Raw genomic sequence first — 24,002 nt, 5'->3', positions numbered from 1 at the left:
GCCGGTGGACGACACCGGCGGCCAGGGGGTGGCACGGATCAGGTGCGGTACGCGTAGTACAGAGCGTTCGGGTACGACGCGATGATGCTCGCCACCGACCTGCTGTAGGTGTTGGTGGAGTGGTACGTCAGATACGGCACGCCGCGGTTGCGGGACGTGACGATCATGGTGTGGTCCTTCGAGCCGTCCTTGTCGAAGTCGAGCTGGAGGACATCGCCGACGTCCAGCTGGTAGACATTCGCGAGGCTGGTCGTCCGCTTCGAGTTCTGGGCGAACCAGGACCACTCGTTGACGCCGATGAACGAGTGCGACTGGATGTCGGCGTTGCCGAACCACTTGGTGTAGTCGTACACGTAGCCGGGGACGTGCTTCCAGCCGCCCGCCTTCAGGGACTGGCTGACGAAGTTGGTGCAGTCGCCGCCCGCGCCCTGGCCGTTGAAGTTCGGGTAGGCCGGGTTGTAGTTGGACCAGTACTGCTTGGCGTAGGTGGCCATGGCCGGGTAGTCCAGGCCGGACGCGGTGAAGTTCTTCGGGTTGGCCGGGCCGGGGTACGAGGTCGACGCCTTGGGCGCCGACGGCGTGGTGCTGGCGACCTTCGCGGTCATCGGTTCGACGGCCGGCCTGGCCGTCGAGTTCACGGCGAGGTCGCCCTCGTCGGTCGCGCGGATTCCGGTCAGCTGCCAGTCGCCCCGCCGGTCGGCGCTGAACGTCAGCTCGTGGTGCGCCTGGAACCCGGTGGTCCCCGGCTCGCTGCCGCGGACCTTCTCGTAGGTGAGGGTGGTGGTCTCGGTGACCGCGACCTTGGCCTTGCGGCCCTTCACGCTGGTGGCGTCCAGAGTGACGGTGGTGCTGCCCTTGCTGTACTTCTCGCCCAGCTTCGCGAGCTTGTCCTTGCGCTGGTCCAGCGCGGACAGTGCGGCGTCCTCGCTGCGGGCCGTACCGGCGGACATCCTGACGTCACCGGAGAAGCCGTCGGTCAGCGGCTTGTCCCGGTTGCCCTGCCGGCCGTCGACCAGCGCGTCCGTACGGTCGGTGAAGACCGCGTCCGCCAGCTGCTGGAAGGTGGCCTTGGTCCGGGCGTCCACCGTGGGGTCGTCGACGACCGCGGCGCCCGCGCTCCAGTTGGGCAGCATCGCCGCTCCGGCGACGACCGAGGCGGCCGCCGCGCCGAGTATGGTGGCGCGTCGCCGCGTACGGCTCAATTTCCTTGTCTTCACTGATGGTTCCCCTCTAGTCCCGGCGGACGGATGCCGGGGGCAGCGCATCTTCGCACGACATGTGTGGCTGTTGTGAAGGGGGATGCGTGCGTGATTCGAGGACGTTATGCGAACGTCACTGCACGACGGTCGACCAGTCCGGGGACTGCGCCGGATCGAGGCTGCGCAGCCGCTCCAGCGTCGCCGGCTTCTGCACGTCCATCCAGTCGGCGAGCTCCTTGAAGGACACGCACTTGACGTCCTTCTTGGTGCACACCTCCTCGATGATCCGGTCGACGGCCCGCATGTAGATGCCGCCGTTCCAGTCCTCGAAGTGGTTGCCGATGAACAGGGGCGCCCGGCTGCCGTAGTACACGCGGTTGAAGCCCGCCTGGTAGGTGCCGACGGTCTCCTCCTCCCACTGGGGGTACCGGGCCGGGTCGCCCTCGGTCTCGCCGTCGGACTGGTTGTAGAGGAAGTTGAAGTCCATGGAGAGTCCCTGGTACTTGCCCCCCTCGTAGGGGAGCATCTGGAGCGGGAAGTCCCAGATGCCGTTCTTCTTGGTCGGCCATATCTGGAAGTCGCCGGCGGAGCTGGCGTCGTAGCGGTAGCCGTAGTCCTTGGCGGCCTTCAGCAGGTTCTCCTGGCCCTCCAGGCAAGGGGCCCGCCCGCCGGTGATCGCCTTGGAGACGTCGAACGGCAGCGGGGGGAGATCCGTGGCGCCGGTGTTGGTCTTCCACTTCGACACGAACGAGTTGAACTGGTCGATCTCGCTCTTCCACTCCTCGACGCTCCAGTCGCCGCCGCCCTTCTCGCCGCAGAAGTGGCCGTTGAAGTGGGTGCCGATCTCGTTGCCGTCCTGCCACGCCTTGCCGAGCTGCTCCACCGTGGTGAGGATGTGCTCGTCCGTGGGGTAGCTGATCGCTGCGGCTCCCCTGTCGTGCTGGGGCGGGTCGTACAGCGCCTTCTTGTCCTTCGGCAGCAGGTAGATGCCCGTGAGGAAGAACGTCATGTGGGCGTCGTACTTCTTCGCCACCTCGCGGTAGTGGGAGAAGAGCTCGTCGTCGCCCTCCAGCGCGCCGTCCCAGGAGAAGACGACGAACTGCGGCGGCTTCTGTCCGGGCTTGAGCGGCACCGGCTTCAACTGGCCCTTCTGCGGACCGGTGTAGGAAGTGGAGCCGTCCCCCAGGATCTTGGTCCTGCCGTCCCACTGCGGTTCCTTGGCGCCCGCCCCGCCCGCCTTGCGCTGTCCCCCGGACGACGCGGTCGGCTCGGTGTTCCCCGTGCGGTTCAGCACCAGGTAGCCCGCCGTCAGCGAGGCGACGACGAGGAGCGCCGCCAGGGCCAGGAACCCCGGACGGCGTGCGGCGGCGGTGCGGCGCGCTGCCCGGGCCTTGCGGCGACGCCCAGACGGTGACTTCATGTGCGGCTCATTCTCCTGACGGTTGGAGTGCGGTACCGGGGGTCGGTGGTCAGCCGAGGGGACTCATGGCACCGGACCAGATGCCGTAGGGGACGCTGTCGTCGGCGGTGCCGGCGAGGCCCTTCAGCGGCAGTGGTTCGAGGCTCTTGGCGAGGTCGATGCGGTAGACGACGACCGCCGTGGAGACGGACTTGTGGGTGCCGACGTACCAGGAGGCGGTGTCCTTGGGTGTCGTCCCGGCCTTCCCGGCCACCTGCGCGGTGGCGGGCGCCGCATCGGGGTGGGCGGTCCGGAAGGCGTCCGTGAGCGCGGAGGTGACCTCCTCGGCCACGTCGGCGCCGACCGCCCGGCGCGGGTCCGGCAGGTTCAGGGAGATCTTGTCGCCGTTGTGGGTGATCCGCCGCACCGAGTACGGCTCGGTGTGCTTGCCGGCCGCGGCGAACGTGGAGTAGCCGCTGGCCATGCGGATGGCGCTGGGCGTCGAGCTGCCCATGGACAGCGTCGGCACCTGGGCCCCGATGCTGGAGCTCAGCAGCCCCGCGGCCTCGGCGGTGGAGCGCACCTTGTCCAGGCCGGTGTCCATGCCGAGTTGCATGAACGGCGTGTTCACCGACAGCGCCATCGCCCGGTGCAGGGAGATCTGCCCGTACGACTTGTTGCCGTCGTTGCTGGCGGCCACCTTGCGGCCGCTGCGGTCCCAGTACGGCCCCTCCGGCGTGGTCACCGGCACGTCGTCGTCGCCGTCGTAGACGGAGTCCCCGGTGACGGCGGTCGCCTCCCCGTCGCGGGTCTTGCGGACGCCGTGCTCCAGACCGGCCGCGTACACGAACGGTGTGAAGGCCGAACCGGCCGGGACGGTGGTGGCGTTGGACTCGTTGTAGCCCTGCTTACGGTGGTCGGGCCCGCCGTGCATGGCGAGGATCCGGCCGTCCGAGGCCACCGACGCCGCGCCGTAGTGCACGCTCTTCGCGGCCTTCGGGTCGTCCTTCAGAGCCTTCTTGCGCGCCTTGGTGACAGCTTCGGTGAGCTGGTCCTCCCGTCGCTTGTCGAAGGTCGTGTAGATCTGGTAGCCGCCGAGGTCGAAGTCCTTGTCGGAGATCTGTGCGGCCTTCTTGGCGTACTGGGAGGCGAGTTCGACGAGGTAGTCGCTCTGCTCACCGGTGTCGTACAGCGGGTTGCGTTTCAGCGGCTCGGGGAACTTCTTGTAGGTGTCCCGCTCGGCCTGCGAGAGCTTGCCAATCTGGACCATCCGGTCGAGCGTCCAGGACCAGCGCTCCACGGCCCGCGCGCGGTTGGCGCTGCTCAGGGTCGGGTCGTACAGGCCTGCGCCCTTGAGCAGGGCGGCCAGGAACGCGGCCTCGCTGGCGTTGAGCTCGCTGACGTCCTTGCCGTAGTAGGCCTGGGAGGCGCGCTGGATGCCGTAGGTGCCCCGGCCGAACCAGCTGGTGTTCAGGTAGCTCTCGAGGATCTCGTCCTTGCTCATCCGGTTGTCGAGCTTGAGGGCCATCATCGCCTCGGTGACCTTGCGGCGCAGCGTCTGGTCCTGGTTCAGGTAGACGTTCTTGACGTACTGCTGGGTGATGGTCGAGCCGCCCTGCGTGTCGCCCTGGCCCAGCGTGCGGAACAGGGCGCGGGTGATGCCCTGGACGGAGATGCCCGGGTCGCTGTAGAAGCTCGCGTTCTCCGCTGCGAGGACGGCCCAGCGGACGTCGTCGGGGATGTCCTTCAGCGGCATCGCCTGCCGCTGCACCCAGCCGGTACGGGCCATGGGCGTCCCGTCGGCCCAGAAGTACACGTTGTCCTGCTGGGTGGCGTACGAGTTGAGGTTGTCCGGGATGTCGGTGGCCGCGTAGGCGACGGCGAGGAGGAGGCCGCTGAGGCCGACGCCGGCGAGTGCGCCGCCGAGCCACTGCCGCCAGGAGGGCAGCCACCGGCGCCATCCGGTGCGTCCGGGCCGGGGGTACTGCGGCCGCATCCGGCGGGCATAGGGCGCGAGGCGGTCGGCCAGGGGGGCGACGTGGGGGGCGAGGAAGGCCAGCAGGGGCGCCAGGTGAAGAGCGGCGACGAGGCGGGGGCCCAGGGGCGGGCTGGGGGCTTTGCGGCGGTTGCGGTTTCTGCGGCGATGCTGCTGGTCGGGCGTGTCATCGCCGGGTATTCGCTGCGATGAGTCCGCCTCTACGGAACGGGATATTTCGGATATCGCCGATTCGCTTTCGGCATCGGATATGCGTTGGGACGGCACACGCAACTGCACGGTCTGGTCCACCGGAAACAAACCGGACACCTTCAGCTGCATGGTGGCGTCCCGCTCTTGAGGCTCCTCCCGCTCCTCCCCACTCCCCCTCGGCGCCACGACCTCCCCCTCGCCTTCGGTATATGCCGACCTCACAGTCCAGCGCGCCTACAAATTACCAGCGCCCTTCACAATCTCTCCACGGAGGAAAGTGTTATCCGACTCAGTACATCGGCAAATAAGGGACATTTGACGTACAAGTGATAGCGCTCACGTCGGGCCGTTAGTTGTATACACCCAGGATGTGGAGTCCGCGTCCGGGACCCATCCATCGGCGGGCGGCTCCAGCCACCCCTCTTCGGCCGCGAGCCGGGCCGCGGCGTGTCGCAGGGCGTCGAACGCGGGGTGCGCGAGGCCCTTTCGCCACACCAGCGACACCGGCGACAGGGGCACGGGGTCGGCCAGGGGGCGCAGCACGGTCCCGGGCATGGCCGGGAAGTCGACCACGGCGAGGACGGGGTGGCGCAGCTTGGCCATGATCCGCTGGAACTCCTCGTCACCGACAGCGAGCGGCGCGGGCGGGGCGACCTCGATGCCCCGCCCGTCGAAGAGCCGGTGCGCGAGGTCGGTCCACTCCGGGGTACGGGGGTTGCCGGCACCGGCGTACACGGTCTCGCCGGCCAGCGCGGCCAGCGGCACCCGCTCCAGGGCGGCCAGCGGATGGTCCTCGGGCAGCACGATCGCCATCGGCTCGTAGCGGACCGGCTGATGGTCGAGGCCGGCCCGCAGCGCCGGGTCCAGTCCCGCGAACCGTCCGAAGGACACGTCCAGCCGCCCCGCGACCAGCTCTGCGGCCGCACCCGTCAGGCCGCTCTCGTAGCGGGCCATCAGCTCGTGCTCGGGGGCGAGTTCGCGGGCCCGGTGCAGGACCCGGCGGCCGGTGGCCAGGCCCGGCGAGTTCAGGTCCACCAGCAGGGGCCGCGCCTGGCCGAAGGCGGCGAGCAGGTCGTCCTGGGCCTGGAGGGCACGGCGGGCGTACGGCACCAGTCGCTCGCCGTCGGCCGTCAGCGTGACGTGCCGGGTCGTCCGCACGAACAGCTCGGCGCCCAACTCCCGCTCCAGCCGCCGTACGTCCCGGCTCAGCGCCTGCTGGGCGACGTACAGGCGGGCCGCGGCGCGCGTGAAGTGCAGCTCGTCCGCCACGGCGAGGAAGGCGCGCAGGAGGCGGGGGTCGAGGTGGGCGGGGGCGGCAGCTGGCATGCGGGGGAATTTACAGCTCGCGCGTCTCTCACAACACAGGTGCGTGAATCCGTCCCGAACAGGTGTTGGACCCCTTGATCCACTGCGGGCGACGGTGGGGCCATGCCGCAATCGCCGTCCACGAACGCCCCCGCCCCCTCCGCCGGTCACACGTCCCGCCCGTACCGCCGGCTCTTCGCCCACCCCGGCACCCGCGCCTTCACCCTCGCGAACCTGACCGCCCGCCTCCCCATGGGCATGTTCAGCGTGAGCGCGGTCGTGATGATCGCCGGTACCCGGGGGTCATACGCCCTCGCCGGCGCCGTCACCGCGACCGGCCTCGCGGCGACCGCGCTGGTCGCCCCCTGGACGGCGCGGCTCGTCGACCGGTACGGCCAGGCCCGGGTCGCCGTACCCGCCACGCTCTGCGCGGCGCTGGGCAGCCTCGCGCTGCTGCTGTGCGTGCGCTACGACGCCCCCGCCTGGACTCTCTTCGCCGCGTACGCCGCCACCGCGACGACCCCCAACACCGGCGGCATGTCACGCGCCCGCTGGGCGCACCTGCTCAAGGGCGACGCCGAGGCCCTGCACACCGCGAACTCCTTCGAACAGGCCGCGGACGAGCTGTGCTTCATGCTGGGTCCGGTGATCGCGGCCTTCCTGTGCGGGACGCTCTTCCCGGAGGCGGGGACGCTCGTCGGGGTGGTGCTCCTGGTGACGGGCGTACTGGCGTTCGCGGCCCAGCGGTCGACGGAACCGCCGCCGTGGGCCCCCACGGCCGCCGGCACGTCACCGTTGCGCGCCCCCGGGATGCCCCCGCTGCTGGCCGTCTGCCTCGCCATGGGTGCGGTGTTCGGGTCGACGGAGGTCGTCACGATCGCGTTCGCGGACGCCCAGGGCCACCGAACCGCGGCGGGTGCGGTGCTCGCGCTCCAGGCGGCCGGTTCCTGTGCGGCGGGTCTGCTGTACGGGCGGCTGCGGCTCTCCGGTCCCGCCGAGTACCGCTACGTGTGGTGCATAGCCGCGATGACCGCGCTGCTGACACTGCCCCTGCTCGCCGCGTCCCTCACCGGCTCGCTCCCGCTGCTGTGCGTCGCGCTGCTGTTCGCCGGCATGGCCACGGCTCCGACCATGATCACCAACATGGCCCTGGTCCAGCAGCGCACCACGGAAGGCCACCTCAACGAGGGGATGACCCTCGCGGTGACCGCCCTGCTCGGCGGCATCGCGTGCGGCAGCGCGACCGGCGGCTGGCTGGCGGAGCACCTCTCTCCCGCGGCGGCCTACGGCGTGCCGGTCACGGCAGCGGCCGCGGCACTGCTCATCGCCCTCGCGACAGGGGCCGTCGGCTCGGTGCGCGGTCGCGTGAACAGTGGGTGATCGTGGTGCCGGGTGGGAGGCCGTTGTGCTGTACTTGGGTGCAGAAGGGCCCTCGCCCGGCCGTGTGGACGGTGGCCCGAGCTCAGCAAGGGCCTGTCGGAGGTCCCCACGTGGTATGGGGACATCCGGCTACCTGCTGCACCACCAGAGCAGCCACCTCCTCGCGTGCCTCGCCGCTCGCTCCGGCAGGAGCCGGATCAGCCGCATGACGAAAGTCAGTTTCTGCTCCTCGTGACCGCCCATCCGGGGGCGTCCTCCCTTCGACGCGAGGCGGCCAGCCACGGTCCCGGAGCCGCTCTCGTCGGGCCGGGCCCCGACGAGGTGGGGCCCGGAATGAAGGGAGGACGCACCCATCGGGTGCGTCACGGGGGTAACCATACCGGCTACGGCGTGCTGTCGTGCGACAACGGACAGCGACGAGGGGGCAGTTGGTGACTCAGCTGTGCCAGGCCCGTGGACAGGCGTAGGCGCGCAGGCGTTCCGGGCGGGTCCAGTGGGCCGTGGTGGGGCGTTTCGGGGTGGGGGCGTCCGGGGTGGTCAGGCGCAGGGTCAGGACGGCTGTGAACGCCGCGAGTTCCTCGGGGCTCGGCTCGCCCCGCAGGACCTTGAAGGACGTGGCGGCGAGCAGGTCGGAGGTCGACGGGTGCGGGGTCGAGGTCTGAGTCTGAGTCTGGGCCGTGGTCATGAGGGCTCCTACTGGGGCGGGTTGCCGTGCTTGCGGGTGGGCAGGGCCGCGGACTTGGTGGCGAGCATCGCCACGGCGCGGCTGAGGATCTGCCGGGTCTCGCGGGGGTCGATCACGTCGTCGACGAGGCCGCGCTCGGCCGCGTAGTAGGGGTGGACGAGTTCGTCCTTGTACTCCGCGATCTTCTGGCGGCGCATCGCCTCGGGATCGTCGGAGGCCGCGATCTCCCGGCGGAACACGACGTTCGCCGCGCCCTCCGCGCCCATCACGGCGATCTCGTTGGTGGGCCAGGCGAGGGCGACGTCGGCACCGATGGAGCGGGAGTCCATGACGATGTAGGCGCCGCCGTAGGCCTTGCGCAGGACGACCGAGACGCGGGGCACGGTGGCGTTGCAGTACGCGTAGAGGAGCTTCGCCCCGCGGCGGATGATGCCCTCGTGCTCCTGGTCGACCCCGGGCAGGAAGCCGGGCACGTCCACCAGGGTGATCAGCGGGATGTTGAACGCGTCGCAGAACTGCACGAACCGCGCACCCTTCTCGCTCGCCCGGATGTCGAGCACGCCGGCCATGGAGGCGGGCTGGTTGGCGACGATGCCCACGACGTGGCCGTCGAGGCGGGCCAGCGCGCAGACGATGTTGGTGGCGAAGGCGGCGTGGACCTCCAAGTAGTCGCCGTCGTCGACGAGTTCCTCGATCACCTTGCGGATGTCGTAGGAACGGTTGCCGTCCTCGGGGACCAGGTCGAGCAGCGCGTCGCCGGGGCGGTCCGCGGGGTCGTCGGTCGGGTGGGCGGGCGGCAGTTCGCGGTTGTTGGAGGGGAGCAGCGACAGGAGGTAGCGGACCTCTTCGAGGCAGGTGCGCTCGTCGTCGTAGACGAAGTGGGCGACGCCGGAGATGCCGCCGTGCACGTCGGCGCCGCCCAGTCCGTTCTGGGTGATCTCCTCGCCCGTCACCGCCTTCACCACGTCCGGGCCGGTGATGAACATCTGGGAGATGTCGCGCACGGCGAAGACGAAGTCGGTCAGGGCGGGTGAGTAAGCTGCGCCGCCCGCGCACGGGCCCAGCATCACGCTGATCTGCGGGATGACGCCGGACGCCTTGGTGTTGCGCTGGAAGATGCCGCCGTAGCCGGCGAGCGCGGAGACGCCCTCCTGGATGCGGGCGCCCGCGCCGTCGTTGAGGGAGACCAGGGGAGCGCCCGCCGCGATGGCCATGTCCATCAGCTTGTGGATCTTCTGGGCGTGGGCCTCGCCGAGGGCGCCGCCGAAGATGCGGAAGTCATGGGCGTAGACGAAGACCGTGCGGCCCTCCACCGTGCCCCAGCCGGTGACGACGCCGTCGGTGTACGGCCGCTTCGCCTCCAGGCCGAAACCCTGGGCGCGGTGTCGGCGCAGGGCCTCGACCTCGGTGAACGAGCCGGGGTCGAGGAGGAGTTCGATGCGTTCGCGGGCGGTCAGCTTGCCCTTGGCGTGCTGGCGGTCGGTGGCCTTGGGGTCGGGGCCGTTGCGGGCGCTTTCCTTGATGGTCCGCAGTTCCGTGAGCCGGTCCGCCTCGCTGGTGTCCGGGGCGGTGTCGAGCACGGGAGCTTCGGGAGCTCGGGGTTCGGTGACGGTTACGGTCATGATGCCTGGGCCCTTTCCTTCCTGTTCCTGGTGTCGATGAGGGCGTGCGTCCGGACGGCGGACGGGTCGTGGGCGCGCAGTACCGTGCGCAGGGCCGGCTGGACGGCGGAGATCCGCAGGCCGGCGTCCCGGGTGTGGAGCCACTCGGCGGGCACCGGGTGCAGGGCGGACCGCCAGTCCTTGTCGCCGGCCAGAGCGGCGGCGCCGACATGGCCGTCGCACAGGGGCATGTTGCGCACCGTCCAGCCGGTCGGGCGCCAGGACTCGGCGGCCTCGCCGAGGTAGTCGAGGTCGGCCGCGCGGGCGAGCCCGGTGCCGAGGCCCTTCAGATACGCCTCCTTGCGGGACCACAGCCGTGCGAAGGCCGTCTGGCGCCGGTCGCCGGGGAGCCGGGTGATCTCCTGCCGCTCGGCCGGGTGCAGCAGGGGCAGACAGGCGTCGACGGTCTCCGGCGACGGCAGCGCCTGGACGTCGACGCCGACGCGAGTGCGGGCGACCGCGACCAGGGCCAGGCCGTGGCTGTGCGAGAGCGAGAACTCGGGGGCGCCCGGCAGATCGACCAGGACCGGCCGGCCGTGCCGTTCCCCGCACTCCTCGCACCACTCCCGGCCGAGGGGCAGGCTCCGGGGTGCTACGCCGGTGTAGACCGACAGGACCCGGCGCAGGCCCACGTGGGCGGCGACGTACATCTGCCGGTCGCTCTGCCTGCGGTAGGCGGCCGCACGGCGCCGCTCGTGCTCGTCGAGGTCGCCGACCGGTATGTCGCGCGGTGAGGCGGGGGGCGGCAGCAGCCAGACGTGCAGGTCCGACGGGCCCAACTCCCGGGTGCCGCGTGGCGTGTTCGGAACATGGGGGAGGTTCATGGGCGGCTCCCGGTGCCGGGCGTGGGTTCGGATGCGGGTTTCGTTGTGGGGTCGGTTTTGAGGTCGGTTTTGAGGTCGGTTCTGGGGTCCGCCGGGTGGGGGTGGGGGTGCGGGTGTTCCTGGGGCCGGTCGGCCTGGGTGGTGGCCGCGGCGCGTGTGTCACTGCGGTCGGCCGCCGCCGCGACGAGGGCGGCCGCCAGGGAGAGCAGGCCGCCCGCCCACAGCGCGGAACGGGTGCCGAGGTACTGGGTGACGACGCCCACGAACAGGGCGCCGAGCGGGGCGCTGCCCTGGAGGATCAGGGTGTAGAGGGCCATGACGCGGCCCCGGTAGGCGGGGTCGCTGCCCAGCTGGACGCGGTGGTTGGCGGCCTGCGCGAAGTACAGGGACGCGAAGCCGGTCGGTACCAGCAGGACCAGCGCCGTCGCCAGGTTCGGCGCCCAGCCGGTGGCCGCCGCGAGGGCGCCGAAGGCGCAGGCCCAGCCGATGACCAGGCGGGCCCGCGGGCGGCCTCGGCGCAGGGTGCCGGTGAAGGCGGCCAGCAGCGATCCGGCGGCGAGCGCCGCGGTGAGCAGACCGAAGGCGGCGGCGTCGGTGTGGAAGACGGTACGGGCCATGAGCGGCAGGGTCAGCTGGAGGTTCAGGCCGAACAGCGACACCGCCGCGAGCAGGGCCAGCGTCGCCACCAGGTCGGGCCGGGACCTCAGATGGGCCAGTCCTTCGGTGACCCGGGCCTGGCCCGCGGCCGGGCGGGGCGGTCGGTGCAGTTCCCCGGGCCGCATGGCACGCAGCCCGGCCACGGTCGCCGCGTAGCTCGCCGCGTTGAGCAGCATCACGGTGCCGGTGCCGGCGGCCTCGATCAGCAGCCCGGCCAGGGACGGGCCCAGCACCCGCGCGATGTTGAAGTAGGCGCCGCTGAGCGCGGACGCGTTGGGCACCAGGTCGGGTCCCACCAGCTCGGCGATGAAGGACAGCCGGGCCGGGACCTCCACGGCGTTCGCGACACCGAGGGCGAGTGCGAAGACGTAGACGTGCCCCAGCTCGGCGGCGCCGCCGGTGACCAGCAGGCCGAGCAGCAGCGCCAGCACACCGGAGACGACGTTGGCGCCCGTCAGCAGGGCCCGCTTGTCGTACCGGTCGGCGATACGGCCGCCGTACAGCGTCAGCAGCAGCATCGGCGTGAACTGGAGCGCGGTGACCGTGGCGAGGGCCGTGCCGGAGTCGCCGGTCAGTTCGAGTACGAGCCAGTCCTGGGCGACGACCATCATCCAGGTGCCGGTGGCGGACGCGATCTGACCGCCGGCGAAGAGACGGAAGTTGCGCACGGTCAGGGAGCGCAGGCTGGTGGCCAGGAGTCGGCGGGGCGGTCGTCGGGATTTGCGCAGTGCTGTGCGTCGAGGATGGCGTGGTGTCCTGGCCGGGGTCATGGACCGTCCCGCTCCGGCATGCCTTCCTCGAAGTACAGGCACTCCTCGAAGAAGGCGAGCGCGCGCAGGTGGTAGGCGCGGGCCGTCAGGCCCAGGCTGATGTTGTGCCCGGCGTCCGGCTGCCGGTCGACGACCACGCGCGGCGCGGCGCTCAGCCTCGCCCGCAGGTCGTCGAGGGCGTCGGTGTCGTGCCGCCACCACAGTTCGTGCTCGGCGAAGGTCATGCGTACGGGGACGCGCACGCGCGGGGCGAGCGCGTCGAAGACGTCCGGCCAGTCCGAGGCGGCCCGCAGCTCCAGTTCGGGAATGGGCTTCACGAAGGCGGCGCTGCGCTTGAAGGTGGCGGGCGGATAGAGGCCGAGCCGACCCCAGTTGTGCTTCCAGCGGGCCCGGTCGGGGCCGGTGAGCAGTTCCGCGGAGCGCGGGGCGTAGCGGTGACCGCAGCCGGAGATGTCCAGGCCCAGCAGTTCGGCGGGCGGGGCGTCGGCGGCCAGGGTGAGGGCGAGTTTGCCGCCGAAGGAGTGCGCGAGCAGGAACGTACCGATGCCGATGTCGTACTCGGCGTCGAAGTGGTCGAGCGCGGCCCGCAGAACGCGGGCCTGCCCGGCGAGGTCCAGGCCTTCGGGGAGCCCGGCGGCGGAGTCGCCGTAGCCGGGCCGGTCGACGGCGAGGACCGCGTACCCCAGATGCGCTCCCAACGCGCACAGGGAGGCGTCCGGTTGGGCCCCGCCGTCGAAGTACCCCGCGCTCATCCCGGCCCCGTGCAGCGCGACCACGGTGGCACGCGGCGGCGTGCTCTCGGGTGCGCTCAGCAGGGCCGACAGGGTGTACCCGGCGGCATCGAGCGTGATCCGCCGCACGCGCGGGCCGACCGACAGGGACGTGACCATCGTGCTACGCCACCTCCGGGGTGCCGAACCAGTGGTGCAGGGCGATGACGAGGGCCTCGATACCGGTCGGGTCGTCCGCGAACGGCCAGTCGGCCTCGGGCGTCGTGGCCTCGGCCCCGCGGGGGGTGCCGGGGACGGGGCTGTCGGCAGCCGTGGGGCTGGGGATACGGCCGCCGGCGGGCGACGGAACGGGGCCGGGAGCTCCGGCGGCCATGGGGCCGGAGGCCGGCGCGCCGGTGGGCACGGCACCGGAGGCGGGCGCGGAGACAGCGGAGACAGGCGTGTCCGCGGCCAGCGGGCCGGAGACACGGCCGTCGGCCGTCGTGGGGCCGGAGGCGGGGGCGGCGGTGGTGGTCGGTAGGCGCCGGGTGGAGGCTGTGGTGCTCTCGCCGACGGCCGCCCAGGCCACATGGCCGTCGGGGCGGACCAGCAGGGCCGTCGCGCCGGCGAAGACGCCGAAGTGTTCGGGGGTGGCCGTGACGACGGTGACCCGGTCGGCCCAGGTGGCCGCGGCCTCGCGGACGGTGGCGTCGTCGGTCAGGTCGAGCAGGACACCGCGGGCCGGGTGCAGCAGGGCCGTCGTCGTGGTCGGGGTGCCGTCGGCCAGCTGGAGCGGGCGCGGGGGCAGGCGGCGGCCGACGAGGGGGTGGGTGCCGGGGCCGAGGTCGTAGGTGATGTCGAGGTGGCTGACGACGCCGGCCAGTCGGCGGCGTACGTCCTCCAGCTCCATCAGCTCGCCGAACACCTTGCGCACCGGGTCGGCCTCGGCGCCGCCGAGGAAGATCATGCCCTGCGCGCGGGTGTTCATCAGCAGCCGGGCGCCGACGGGGTGCCGTTCGTCGTGGTAGCTGTCGATGAGGGCGTCCGGCAGCTCACCGCGGATCACCGCGGCCAGCTTCCAGCCGAGGTTGACCGCGTCCTGCACGCCCGTGCTGAGTCCCTGTCCGCCGGCCGGGAGATGGACGTGCGCGGCGTCTCCGGCGAGCAGCACCCGGCCCCTGCGGTAGGCGGAGACCTGGCGGGTGGCGTCCGTGAAGGAGCTGACCCAGTCGGCGCCGCCACCGGCCAGCGACTCGCCGGTGATGCGCTCCCAGGCGGCGGCGACCTCGTCGAACTCCACCTCCTCGGGGCGGTCCCCGGCCGGCGTGCCGTCCTCGCACACGATGATCCGGTCGACGCCCGGCGCCAGCGGCGCGGCCATCACCATGCCGTTGTCCAGCCGCTCCCCCAGGAAGCGGGGCCGGATCTCGCAGCCGGTGACGTCGGCCAGGTACATGCGGCGGGTGGCCGCGAGCCCGGGGAAGTCGAACCCGGCCGCCTTGCGCACGACGCTCTGCCCGCCGTCGCAGCCCACCAGGTACGCCCCGCGCAGCCGCTGCTCGCCCTCGGGCGTGACCGCCACGATCTCGATGCCGTCGCCGTCCTCGGCCAGCTTGGCGAGCTCCCAGCCGCGCCGGATGTCCGCGCCCAGTTCGCCGGCCCATTCCTCCAGGACGGCCTCCGTCTGCGACTGCGGGACACCCCGGGCGCCGAAGTGGGCGTCCTCCAGGACGGTGTAGTCGAACTGCACGCCGCCGAAGTGGCCCATCGGGCTCTTCTCCAGCGTGCCGAACCGCGGCAGCAGCCCGCGCTGGTCGAACACCTCCATCGCGCGGGCCGTGAACCCCAGCCCCCGGGACTGCCCGGTCGGCCGTGCCAGCTTCTCCACGACGACGACCCGGGCGCCGCCCAGGCGTAGTTCCCCGGCCAGCATGAGGCCGGTCGGCCCCGCGCCGACGACGATCACGTCCGTCACATCCGTGTCCACAGCGCTTCCCTCTCTGAACCTGAATTGAGATGATTTCATCCGAATTGCCATGACTGTGGTGTCCGGTGCCGCGTCTCCCGGTCAGAGCCCGGGATCAGGCCGTCCGATCCAGTGGCGGATCGCCGCCGACGCCGCCCACGGGTCCTCCCCCGCCCAGGCGACATGGCCGTCGGGGCGGATCAGCAGCCCGTCGGCACCGTGCAGCGGCTCGGCCGCGTCCGGTCGTACCGCCACCGGAGTGACGCGGTCGGACCAGACCTTGCCGAGCCAGCGCAGTTCGGCCCGGGCGGAGTCGGCGACCAGCAGCAGTCCGCGTCCGTCGCGCAGGGACTCGGCGACGCCGACCGGGCCGTCCGGCGTCGGCAGCGTGCCGAGCGGGAGCCGGGCGCCGAGCAGGGGGTGGGTGCCACCGCCCATGGGGTAGCGGATGTCGAGCCCGGTGATCATCGCCGCGAGGTGGTCCCGCGTGGGTCCCGCGGCGATGAGCTCGCCGAGCAGGGTGCGCGCCGGTTCCACCTCCGGCCCGCCGAGCAACAGCAGCGCCTGGGCCCGGATGTTGGCGAGCACCCGGCGCCCGACCTCGTGCCGTTCGTCGTGGTAGGTGTCGAGCAGCCCCGCCGGGACCCGGCCGCACGCCACCGAGGCCAGCTTCCAGCCCAGGTTGGCCGCGTCCTGGAGGCCGAGGTTGAGCGCCTGGCCACCGCTCGGCATCTGCCGGTGGGCGGCGTCCCCGGCGAACAGCACCCGCCCGTGCCGATACCGCTCCAGCTGCTGGTTGGCGTCGCCGAAGGAGTTGAGCCACACCGGGCGTCCGCCGCTCAGGTCCTCGCCGGTGACGCTTCGCCATACGTCCACCACCTCGGCGAACTCCGGCGGTCCCGTCCGCGGCCGGGCCGGGCGGCCGAAGGCGTGCACCATCACCCGGGTGACACCGCCGGGCATCCGGGCCGCGATGGCCAGCCCGTGCTCCCGGCGCTCGAAACGCCGGTTCGGGATGTCGATCCCGGCGATGTCAGCGCGCAGCAGTTCCCGGCCCGCCGGGGTGCCGGGGAAGGCCACCCCGGTCAGCCGCCGCACGGTGCTGTCCTCGCCGTCGCAGGCGACGACATACGCCGCCCGCAGCCGACGTACGCCGTCCGGGGTGTCGGCCGTGACCTCCACGTACCTGTCCTCCTGGGCGAGTTCGCGCACCTCCCAGCCACGGCGGACGTCGGCGCCGAGGGCGCCGGCCCAGCCCTGGAGCAGCTCCTCGGTCCTGGTCTGGGGCACCTTCCACTGGCCCGAGTACGGGCCGGGCATGGTCAGGTCCATCGGTACGCCGCCGAAGTGGCCGCGCGGCTCCCGCGGCGGGTCGCCGAGCGCGTCCAGGAGCCCGCGGCAGTCGAAGAGTTCCGCCGTGCGGGCGTGCAGCGTGGAGGCCCGGGACTCCGTGGTGGGGGTGCGCAGGCGTTCCAGTACGACCACGTCGGCGCCGCCGAGGCGCAGCTCGCCGGCGAGGAAGAGGCCGACGGGGCCCGCGCCGACCACGATGACCCGGGTGGCCGGGGAGGTGTCGTCGCCCGTGGCCCGGTAGGTGTGGTCCGCCGCGGCCCGGGAGGTGTCGTCGGCCATGGTCAGCGGCTCTTCTCCGCGTGGTCCCTGGCGTGCCCCAGCGTGGCGCGGCTGTTGGTGCTCAGGGCGCCCTGGACGTACTCCCGGGCGTCCTCGACGGTCGCGTCGGGGCCGAGGATCCGCTCGATGTTGTCGGGGTTGAGCACGACCGTGTGCTGCGAGGTGGCGGCGACCCCGCGCGGGTACTCCTCGAACGTCCACAGGCCGGTGTGCAGCGTCATCAGAGCCGGCAGGGTGACCTGCTTGTAGGCGATCGCGCGGTGCGGGAACGTCACCCGGTACGACTTGGTGGTGTGCGTCGAGCCGTCCTTGGCCCTGGTGTCCATCTCCAGCACCTGGAGGCCGGGCGTGGGCTCCTCGAAGCCGACGCGGGCCACGTGCGGCAGCCGGTCCACCCAGAGGTGGGCCTCGTTGATGAAGTCGTACACGTCCTTGGCGGCGCCCTCGATGAGCACCGTGTCCTCGAAGGAGAAGGTCAGCTCGCGGGTGGCGTGGGCGCGCTCGACGTTCTCCTTCAGGGCGGCCAGCTCCGAGCGGGAGTTGCGGTCGACGGCCTCGTCGATCCAGGCGAGGCCCTCGGGGTCGTCGTCGACGGCTCGGTAGTCGTGCAGGAGCCGCACCAGGGAGTCGCCGCCCGGCAGTTCCTCGATCACCCAGGCGCCGCCCATCGCGGCGACCGGGGGCGCGGAGACCTCCTGGCGGAAGGTGATCCGGCGGTTCGCGGGGTCCAGGGTGCGGCGCGAGGTCCAGCTCTTGGGGGCGCCGTTGGCGGTGGCCCAGATGCGGATGCGCTCCTCGCGCTCGCCCTTTTCCAGGTGGTCCACGTAGATGGTGGGCGGGAAGATCCGGGGCCAGTTCTCCACCTCCGCGATCAGCCGGTAGACGGCGTCGGCGGGGGCCGAGACGGTGATCTCGTGCGCCACCTCGCGGGTTGTCTCTTCCGTCGTGGTCACGTCCTCGTCCTCATCTTCCTGTGTTGGTCCGGCAGGCGGGTGTCGGCGCCGGCGTCTGGAGTGGGCGTCCTCGGGAGCCGGCGGGGATCAGAAGTTGCCCAGGCCGCCGCAGACGTTGATCGCCTGAGCGGTGACGGAGGCGGCGGTGTCGGAGGCGAGGTAGCCGACCATTCCGGCGACCTCCTCCGGCGTGGAGTAGCGGCCGAGCGGGATCTTGGCCTGGAACTTCTCGAGGATCGCGTCCTCGGTGGTGTCGTAGGCGGCGGCGTAGCCCTGACGGACGCGCTGGGCCATCGGGGTCTCGACGTAGCCCGGGCACACGGCGTTGACGGTGATGCCGGTCGGGGCGAGCTCGTTGCCGAGGGCCTTGGTGAAGCCGACGACGCCGTGCTTGGAAGCGGAGTAGGGGGCGCCGAGGACGACTCCCTGCTTGCCGGCGGTGGACGCGATGTTGATGATCCGGCCCCAGGTGCGGCCGCGCATGCCGCCGGTGTTGAGCACCTCGCGGGTCATCCGGAAGACGCTGTTGAGGTTGGTGTCGATGACGTCGTCCCACAGCTCGTCGGCGATGTCGGCGGTCACTCCGCCGCCGCTGCGGCCGGCGTTGTTGACAAGGATGTCGACGGCGCCGAAGCGGTCGACGGCGGCCTGCACGAAGGCCTGGACGGCGTCCGCCGAACGGACGTCCACGGCGGCGCCGTCCGCCTCCAGCCCCTCCTCCTGGAGCTGCTTGACCGTCGCGGCCACGTTGTCGGCGTCACGCGCCCCGATGAACACGCGGTGCCCTGCGGCGCCCAGCTGCCGGGCCGCGGCCAGGCCTATGCCACTGGTGGCTCCGGTGATCAGCGCGACGCGCTGCGTCTGGTGCTGCGGCATGCTCTTTCAACTCCCTTGGGTGGAGGACTACGGAGGGGTGTGGGGATGGGGGGTGGTGGGGGGACGGGGGACGGGTGGTGAGCCGCCGCCGGGTGAGTGGAGTGGGGGATGCGCCGACGGCGGCATGATCACGAAATGTCGGGTACGGCGAGGCGTCAGGCGGCAGCCTGAGTTCCGCCCCCCAGCTGGGTGTTGACCGCATCGATCAGGGCACGGGGCGTGTTGCTCTCCGACAGGACGTCGTCGTCCAGGACGATCCCGTACTCCCTCTCGATCCGGCCGCCGGTCTCGAGCAGCGCCAGCGACTCGTAGCCGAGGTGCTCGAAGTCCGCGTCGAGGATGTCGCCGTCGAGATCGACACTCTCCTCGGCGCCGGCGCCCTCGATGAGGATGCGCTTGAGGTCGTCGAGGGTGAACTGCTGCGGTTCCACGTGGGGTTCCTTTCGGGTACGGGTTGGTAGTGGTGTTGGTGGCCCGGCCTGGTGGTCGGTGGCTGGTGGTGGGCGGGCGGTTGGTGGGCGGGCGGTCAGTGGCCTGTTCGTCGGAGGTCGGTTGACCGGAGGTCAGTGGCCTGTCGACCGGGGACCAGTGGCCTGTTGGCGGGAGGCCACTGGCTGTGGGCCGTGGGCTGTGGGCCGCTGGCCGCTGGCCGCTGGCCAGATGTCAGCTCGCCCCGGGCCCCGATCGGCGGCGGGCCCTCAGGCCACCCCCCGCACCACCGCCGCCGAGTTGAACCCCCCATACCCCCGGGCCAGGATCAGGGCCGTTCGTAGTGTGGTCTCGCGTGGGCGGTCGATTACCAGGTCGAGGGGGTGGTCGGGGGACGGGGTCACGTGGACGGTCGGAGGGATGATGCCGTCGCGGATGGCGAGGAAGGCGGTGGCCAGGTCCAGGGGGGCCGCGCCCGAGTAGAGGCGGCCCGTCATCGTCTTGGGGGCGGTGACCGGGACGGAGCGGGGGCCGAAGACCGCCGTGATCGCCTCGGTCTCGATGCGGTCGAGCTCGGGGTCGGCCGCCGCGTCGGCGAAGACCACGTCCACCTGGTCGGCCCGCACATCTGCGTCGTCCAGGGCGAGTTCGATCGCGCGGCGCAGGGCCGGCGGGCGTTCGGCGCCCGGTGCGGGGTCGAACGTCGCGGCGTACCCGGCGATCTCGCCGTAGATCCGCGCACCGCGCGACCGCGCCGACTCCTCGGACTCCATGACGAGCAGCGCACCGCCCTCGCCCGGCACATACCCGTCGGCGGCCCCGTCGAAGGGCAGATACGCCTGGCTGGGCTCGTCGCGCGTGGTCAGTCGCTGCGCGGCGAGCTGGGCGACCCAGCCCCACGGGCAGATGGAGGCGTCCACGGCGCCGGAGACCACGATCGGCGTGCCCTTACGGATCTGGCGGCGTGCCTGCGCCACCGCGTCCAGCCCGCCGGCCTGGTCGCTGACTACGACGCTGCTGGGGCCCTTCATGCCGTGCCGGATGGAGATCTGGCCGCTGTTGACCGCGTAGAACCAGGCGAACGACTGGTACGCGCTGACGTACTGGCTGCCCCGGCTCCACAGCGCCTGCAGCTCACCCTGGCCGAACTCGAAGCCGCCCGACGAGCTCGCCGTGACCACGCCCATGTCGAACCCGGGCAGGTCCTGCGGCCGTATCCCCGCGTCCGCGAGCGCCCAGTCGGCGGCGACCAGTGCCAGCCGGGTCATCCGGTCGGTCTGCGGCAGCAGCCGGCTCGGCAGGTGCTCCTCGGCCGCGAAGCCGGGGATCTCACCGGCCAGCCGCGCCGGGTAGCTCGACGGGTCGAAGCGGGTGATCCGCCCGATGCCGCTCTTCCCGGCGAGCGTCGCCGCCCAGTAGTCCTGAACTCCCAGGCCGTTGGGGGCCGTGACACCGAGGCCCGTCACCACGACCGCGTTCATGCCATGCTCCTCTCGGGACGGGCGAGCACCATCGCGCTCTGGAAGCCGCCGAACCCACTGCCCACCGACAGCACCGCGTCGGTCAGCTGCTCGCGGGCGGTGAGCGGCACGTAGTCGAGGTCGCACTCCGGGTCGGGGGTGTGCAGGTTCGCCGTGGGCGGCACCACGTGGTGCTCCATCGCCAGCGCGGACGCGGCGATCTCGATCGACCCGATCGCGCCGAGCGAGTGCCCCACCATCGACTTGATGGAGCTCACGGGAGTGCGGTAGGCGTGCTCGCCGAGGCTCTTCTTGAAGGCGGCCGTCTCGTGCCGGTCGTTCTGCTTGGTGCCGGAGCCGTGGGCGTTGATGTAGTCGATCTGGTCCACGTTCATACGGGCCTCGTCCAGCGCCACCGTGATCGCCTCGGCCATCTCCGCGCCGTCCGGCCGCAGACCGGTCATGTGGTACGCGTTGCTGCGGGTGGCGTAGCCGGCGATCTCGGCGTAGATGTGCGCCCCGCGCCGCCGCGCGCTCTCCAGCTCCTCCAGGACGAACACCGCACAGCCCTCGCCGAGCACGAACCCGTTGCGGGTGCCGTCGAACGGCCGCGAGGCCTGCTCGGGGTCCTCCCGGCGCGGGGTCGTCGCCTTGATGGCGTCGAAGCAGGCCATGGTGATCGGCGAGATCGGCGCGTCGGACGAACCGGCGATCATCACGTCGGCCGAGCCCTCACGGATCAGCTCGACGGCATAGCCGACGGAGTCGATGCCGGAGGTGCAGCCGGTGGACACCACGGTGTTGGGGCCCTCCGCGCCCACTGTCCAGGCGACCTCGGCCGAGAAGGAGCTCGGGACGAAGTAGTTGTAGAGGTGCGGTACGGCGTACTCGTGGTCGACCAGGTGCAGCCGGCCGCCGTCACTGACGATCCGGTACTCCTCGTCCAGCCCCATCGTGGCGCCGACCGCGCTGCCGATGGTGACGCCCACCCGGTGCGGTTCGTGGGCGGCGAGGTCGATCCCGCTGTCGGCCACCGCGCCGCGCGCCGCGACCACCGCGAACTGCGCGGCCCGGTCCATCCGGCGGACCTCCTGCGGGGTGAGCCCGTGCCGGTCCGGGTCGAAGTCCATCTCCGCGGCGACCTGCGAGCGGAACGGGCTCGGGTCGAAGAAGGTGATCCCGCGCGTCGCGGTGCGGCCCTCGCTGAGCAAGTTCCAGAAGCTGTCCTTGCCGACGCCTCCGGGCGCGAGGACCTCGATCCCGGTGATGACGACCCGCGCGGGACTGTCCCGACGGCCGCTCATCGGGAGGCCTCCCAGTTGTAGAAGCGCGTGGCCATGGCGTCGGCGGGGGAACGCCAGGTGGCCGGGTCGTAGGCCTCTATGTGGGGCTTCAGGTCCTCACTGATCCGCACGAAACGCTCGTCGGACTTGGCCTTCTCGATCAGCTCGCCACCGTTGTCCGCGTCGAAGTCCTGCAAGTGGAAGTAGAGACCTCGGTAGTGGAAGAGCTGGCGGCGTCGCGTACCCATCAGATGGGGCATCTCGGTCTCGTCGAACGCGCCGAACAACTTGGCGACATCGACCGCTGAGCCCGGTTCCATCCGAGCCACGATCAAGGTGCTGTGCATGAGCTCTCTCCTTGGAAATGGTGCGTGGGAAAGGGGGCACGGAACACGGAATGGGAAGTCGATTCCCGTCAGTCGATGCCCCGGCAGATGTGCGGATGGTCGCTGTCGTTCTCGTCGTCCTCGCCGGCCAGGAGCCAGGCGGGCGCCTGGGGCGCGGGCGCGTTGCGCCCGTCGTACGGCTCGGAACCCGTCCTGGAAAAGGTCTCGGAATAGGTTCCGGAGTACGCCCCGGAGTACGCCCCGGAGTACGTCTTGGAATACTTCTCGGAATACGTATCGGAGTACATCTGGTCACACCTCCCTGGGACTTCCTCAGTCCTTGATCTCGCAGATGGCTGCGCCGGAGGTGAGGGAGGTGCCGACGACGGCGGACAGGTCCTTGATGGTGCCGGACTTGTGGGCGTTGAGCGGCTGTTCCATCTTCATCGCTTCGAGTACGACGATGAGGTCGCCTTCCTTGACCTCCTGGCCTTCCTCGACGGCGACCTTGACGACGGTGCCCTGCATCGGGGAGGCGAGGGTGTCGCCGGAGGCGGCGGGGCCGGAGTTGCGTGCCGCCCGCCGCTTCGGCCTGGCACCGGCGGCCAGCCCGGTGCGGGCCAGGGTCATGCCGAGGGAAGCCGGCAGGGAGACCTCCAGGCGCCGGCCGCCCACTTCGACCACCACGGTGTCGCGACCGGGTTCGTTCTCGGTGTCGGTGGCGACGGTGGTGGCGAAGGGCTTGATCTCGTTGACGAACTCGGTCTCGATCCAGCGGGTGTGGACCGTGAACGGGTCGCTGGAGCCGGTCAGTTCCGGCGCGAAGGCCGGGTCCTTGACGACCGCGCGGTGGAACGGGATCGCGGTGGCCATGCCCTCGACCTGGAACTCGGCGAGGGCGCGGGCGGCGCGCTGGAGCGCCTGCTGACGGGTGGCGCCGGTGACGATCAGCTTGGCGAGCAGGGAGTCCCACGCCGGGCCGATCACGCTGCCCGACTCGACGCCGGCGTCCAGGCGGACGCCGGGGCCGGTCGGCGGGGCGAACGTGGTGACCGTGCCCGGCGCCGGGAGGAAGCCCCTGCCGGGATCCTCGCCGTTGATGCGGAACTCCAGCGAATGGCCACGGATGACGGGGTCGTCGTAGCCGAGTTCCTCGCCGTCGGCGATGCGGAACATCTCACGCACGAGGTCGATGCCGGTGACCTCCTCGGTGACCGGGTGCTCGACCTGGAGGCGGGTGTTGACCTCCAGGAACGAAATCGTGCCGTCGGCCCCGACCAGGAACTCCACGGTGCCGGCACCGACATACCCCGCCTCGCGAAGGATCGCCTTCGACGCCCCGTACAACTGGGCGACCTGCTCCTCGGAGAGGAACGGGGCGGGAGCCTCCTCCACCAGCTTCTGGTGGCGGCGCTGCAGCGAGCAGTCACGCGTGGACACGACCACGACGTTGCCGTGCTGGTCGGCCAGGCACTGCGTCTCGACGTGCCGGGGCTTGTCGAGGTACCGCTCCACGAAGCACTCCCCGCGCCCGAACGCCGCCACCGCCTCACGGACCGCGGAGTCGTAGAGCTCGGGCACTTCCTCCAGCGTGCGGGCGACCTTCAGGCCGCGTCCGCCGCCGCCGAAGGCGGCCTTGATCGCGATCGGCAGGCCGTGTTCCTCGGCGAAGGCGACGACCTCGTCGGCGCCGGAGACCGGGTCGGGGGTGCCCGCGACGAGCGGGGCGCCGGCGCGCTGGGCGATGTGCCGGGCGGCGACCTTGTCACCGAGGTCGCGGATGGCCTGCGGCGGCGGGCCGATCCAGATCAGGCCGGCGTCCAGGACGGCCTGGGCGAACTCGGCGTTCTCCGACAGGAAGCCGTAGCCCGGGTGGATGGCGTCCGCGCCGGACTCGCGTGCGGCCTTGAGGACCTTCTCGATGTCCAGATAGCTGCTTGCCGGGGTGTCACCGCCCAGGGCGAACGCCTCATCCGCAGCGCGGACATGCGATGCGTCGCGGTCCGGATCCGCGTAGACGGCCACGCTCGCGATCCCGGCGTCCCGGCAGGCCCGGGCCACGCGGACAGCGATTTCGCCACGGTTGGCGATGAGCACCTTGCGCACGACTGGCCCCCTCCTCAATCGGCAGGAATTCTGGGATGATCAAGCGCGGCCGGGGTAATTCCCCTCCCGGGCAGGCGCTGAATACCTGTCCATACTCGGTGCCTGACCTCGGCGCTTTCAACAGCCGCCCATTAAGCCTTCGGACCAGATCCTCAGCGGGGATACGGCTTTGTTGGCGCAGCGCCAGGCAAGT

19 protein-coding genes and 1 pseudogene are annotated in these 24,002 nt (G+C 71.5%); 1 reads left to right on the top strand and 19 read right to left on the bottom strand.

What is annotated here, in order from left to right:
- Positions 1-38: 38 nt before the first annotated feature.
- The 4 genes from OHT51_RS25945 to OHT51_RS25930 form a co-directional block, all read right to left on the bottom strand.
- Positions 39-1,217, bottom strand: a complete 1,179-nt coding sequence (locus OHT51_RS25945) for an amidase domain-containing protein (protein WP_328881315.1) — start codon at positions 1,215-1,217, stop codon at positions 39-41.
- Between the two features lie 115 nt (positions 1,218-1,332).
- The gene (locus tag OHT51_RS25940; protein WP_328881314.1) at positions 1,333-2,619 is read right to left on the bottom strand and encodes a hypothetical protein; all 1,287 of its coding nucleotides are present in this window, start codon (positions 2,617-2,619) and stop codon (positions 1,333-1,335) included.
- 49 nt (positions 2,620-2,668) lie between these two features.
- On the bottom strand, positions 2,669-4,915 hold the full coding sequence (locus OHT51_RS25935) for a transglycosylase domain-containing protein (protein WP_328881313.1): 2,247 nt from the start codon (positions 4,913-4,915) through the stop codon (positions 2,669-2,671).
- 207 nt (positions 4,916-5,122) lie between these two features.
- Complete coding sequence (locus OHT51_RS25930; protein ID WP_328881312.1) at positions 5,123-6,112, bottom strand: LysR family transcriptional regulator; 990 nt, start codon at positions 6,110-6,112, stop codon at positions 5,123-5,125.
- A 102-nt stretch (positions 6,113-6,214) separates the two neighbouring features.
- Here OHT51_RS25930 and OHT51_RS25925 point away from each other — a divergent pair, with 102 nt between their 5' ends.
- Positions 6,215-7,471: an MFS transporter gene (locus tag OHT51_RS25925; protein WP_328881311.1), complete on the top strand. Its 1,257-nt coding sequence runs from the start codon at positions 6,215-6,217 to the stop codon at positions 7,469-7,471.
- Positions 7,472-7,907: 436 nt separating this feature from the next.
- Here the strand turns inward: OHT51_RS25925 and OHT51_RS25920 are convergent, their stop codons facing one another.
- The 15 genes and pseudogenes from OHT51_RS25920 to OHT51_RS25850 all read right to left on the bottom strand — a co-directional run bounded on the left by OHT51_RS25920 (position 7,908) and on the right by OHT51_RS25850 (position 23,809).
- Positions 7,908-8,156 carry an acyl-CoA carboxylase subunit epsilon gene (locus OHT51_RS25920; RefSeq protein WP_328881310.1) on the bottom strand — a complete coding sequence of 83 codons (249 nt, stop codon included), beginning with the start codon at positions 8,154-8,156 and terminating at the stop codon, positions 7,908-7,910.
- Positions 8,157-8,164: 8 nt separating this feature from the next.
- On the bottom strand, positions 8,165-9,778 hold the full coding sequence (locus tag OHT51_RS25915) for an acyl-CoA carboxylase subunit beta (RefSeq protein ID WP_328881309.1): 1,614 nt from the start codon (positions 9,776-9,778) through the stop codon (positions 8,165-8,167).
- Positions 9,775-10,641: a 4'-phosphopantetheinyl transferase family protein gene (locus tag OHT51_RS25910; protein ID WP_328881308.1), complete on the bottom strand. Its 867-nt coding sequence runs from the start codon at positions 10,639-10,641 to the stop codon at positions 9,775-9,777. Before OHT51_RS25910 ends, OHT51_RS25915 begins: the two co-directional genes overlap by 4 nt.
- Positions 10,638-11,966, bottom strand: coding sequence for an MFS transporter (locus tag OHT51_RS25905; RefSeq protein WP_443052551.1), 1,329 nt, complete (start codon positions 11,964-11,966; stop codon positions 10,638-10,640). Before OHT51_RS25905 ends, OHT51_RS25910 begins: the two co-directional genes overlap by 4 nt.
- Before the next feature lie 98 nt (positions 11,967-12,064).
- Positions 12,065-12,958 (bottom strand): alpha/beta fold hydrolase, encoded by an 894-nt coding sequence (locus OHT51_RS25900; RefSeq protein ID WP_328881307.1) that lies wholly within the window; start codon positions 12,956-12,958, stop codon positions 12,065-12,067.
- Positions 12,959-13,319: 361 nt separating this feature from the next.
- Positions 13,320-14,804: pseudogene (locus OHT51_RS25895) on the bottom strand (FAD-dependent monooxygenase); the annotation flags it as partial.
- A 42-nt stretch (positions 14,805-14,846) separates the two neighbouring features.
- The gene (locus OHT51_RS25890; protein ID WP_328881306.1) at positions 14,847-16,376 is read right to left on the bottom strand and encodes an FAD-dependent monooxygenase; all 1,530 of its coding nucleotides are present in this window, start codon (positions 16,374-16,376) and stop codon (positions 14,847-14,849) included.
- 2 nt (positions 16,377-16,378) lie between these two features.
- A complete protein-coding gene (locus OHT51_RS25885; protein ID WP_328881305.1) occupies positions 16,379-17,329 on the bottom strand; it encodes an aromatase/cyclase in 951 nt (316 codons plus the stop codon).
- Positions 17,330-17,416: 87 nt separating this feature from the next.
- Positions 17,417-18,205 (bottom strand): 3-oxoacyl-ACP reductase FabG, encoded by a 789-nt coding sequence (gene fabG / locus OHT51_RS25880; RefSeq protein WP_328881304.1) that lies wholly within the window; start codon positions 18,203-18,205, stop codon positions 17,417-17,419.
- Between the two features lie 155 nt (positions 18,206-18,360).
- Positions 18,361-18,636: an acyl carrier protein gene (locus OHT51_RS25875; protein ID WP_328881303.1), complete on the bottom strand. Its 276-nt coding sequence runs from the start codon at positions 18,634-18,636 to the stop codon at positions 18,361-18,363.
- 267 nt (positions 18,637-18,903) lie between these two features.
- Positions 18,904-20,115 carry a ketosynthase chain-length factor gene (locus OHT51_RS25870; RefSeq protein WP_328881302.1) on the bottom strand — a complete coding sequence of 404 codons (1,212 nt, stop codon included), beginning with the start codon at positions 20,113-20,115 and terminating at the stop codon, positions 18,904-18,906.
- Positions 20,112-21,398 (bottom strand): beta-ketoacyl-[acyl-carrier-protein] synthase family protein, encoded by a 1,287-nt coding sequence (locus OHT51_RS25865; RefSeq protein WP_328881301.1) that lies wholly within the window; start codon positions 21,396-21,398, stop codon positions 20,112-20,114. The genes OHT51_RS25870 and OHT51_RS25865 overlap by 4 nt, the downstream gene beginning before the upstream one ends.
- Positions 21,395-21,724, bottom strand: a complete 330-nt coding sequence (locus OHT51_RS25860) for a TcmI family type II polyketide cyclase (RefSeq protein ID WP_328881300.1) — start codon at positions 21,722-21,724, stop codon at positions 21,395-21,397. Before OHT51_RS25860 ends, OHT51_RS25865 begins: the two co-directional genes overlap by 4 nt.
- Before the next feature lie 68 nt (positions 21,725-21,792).
- The gene (locus OHT51_RS25855) at positions 21,793-22,011 is read right to left on the bottom strand and encodes a hypothetical protein (protein WP_328881299.1); all 219 of its coding nucleotides are present in this window, start codon (positions 22,009-22,011) and stop codon (positions 21,793-21,795) included.
- A 25-nt stretch (positions 22,012-22,036) separates the two neighbouring features.
- Positions 22,037-23,809: an acetyl/propionyl/methylcrotonyl-CoA carboxylase subunit alpha gene (locus OHT51_RS25850; protein ID WP_328881298.1), complete on the bottom strand. Its 1,773-nt coding sequence runs from the start codon at positions 23,807-23,809 to the stop codon at positions 22,037-22,039.
- Positions 23,810-24,002 lie beyond the last annotated feature (193 nt).

The sequence above is a fragment of the Streptomyces sp. NBC_00299 genome (assembly GCF_036173045.1).
Lineage (GTDB): Bacteria > Actinomycetota > Actinomycetes > Streptomycetales > Streptomycetaceae > Streptomyces > Streptomyces machairae.
This window is presented reverse-complemented; position numbering and strand designations above follow the sequence as displayed.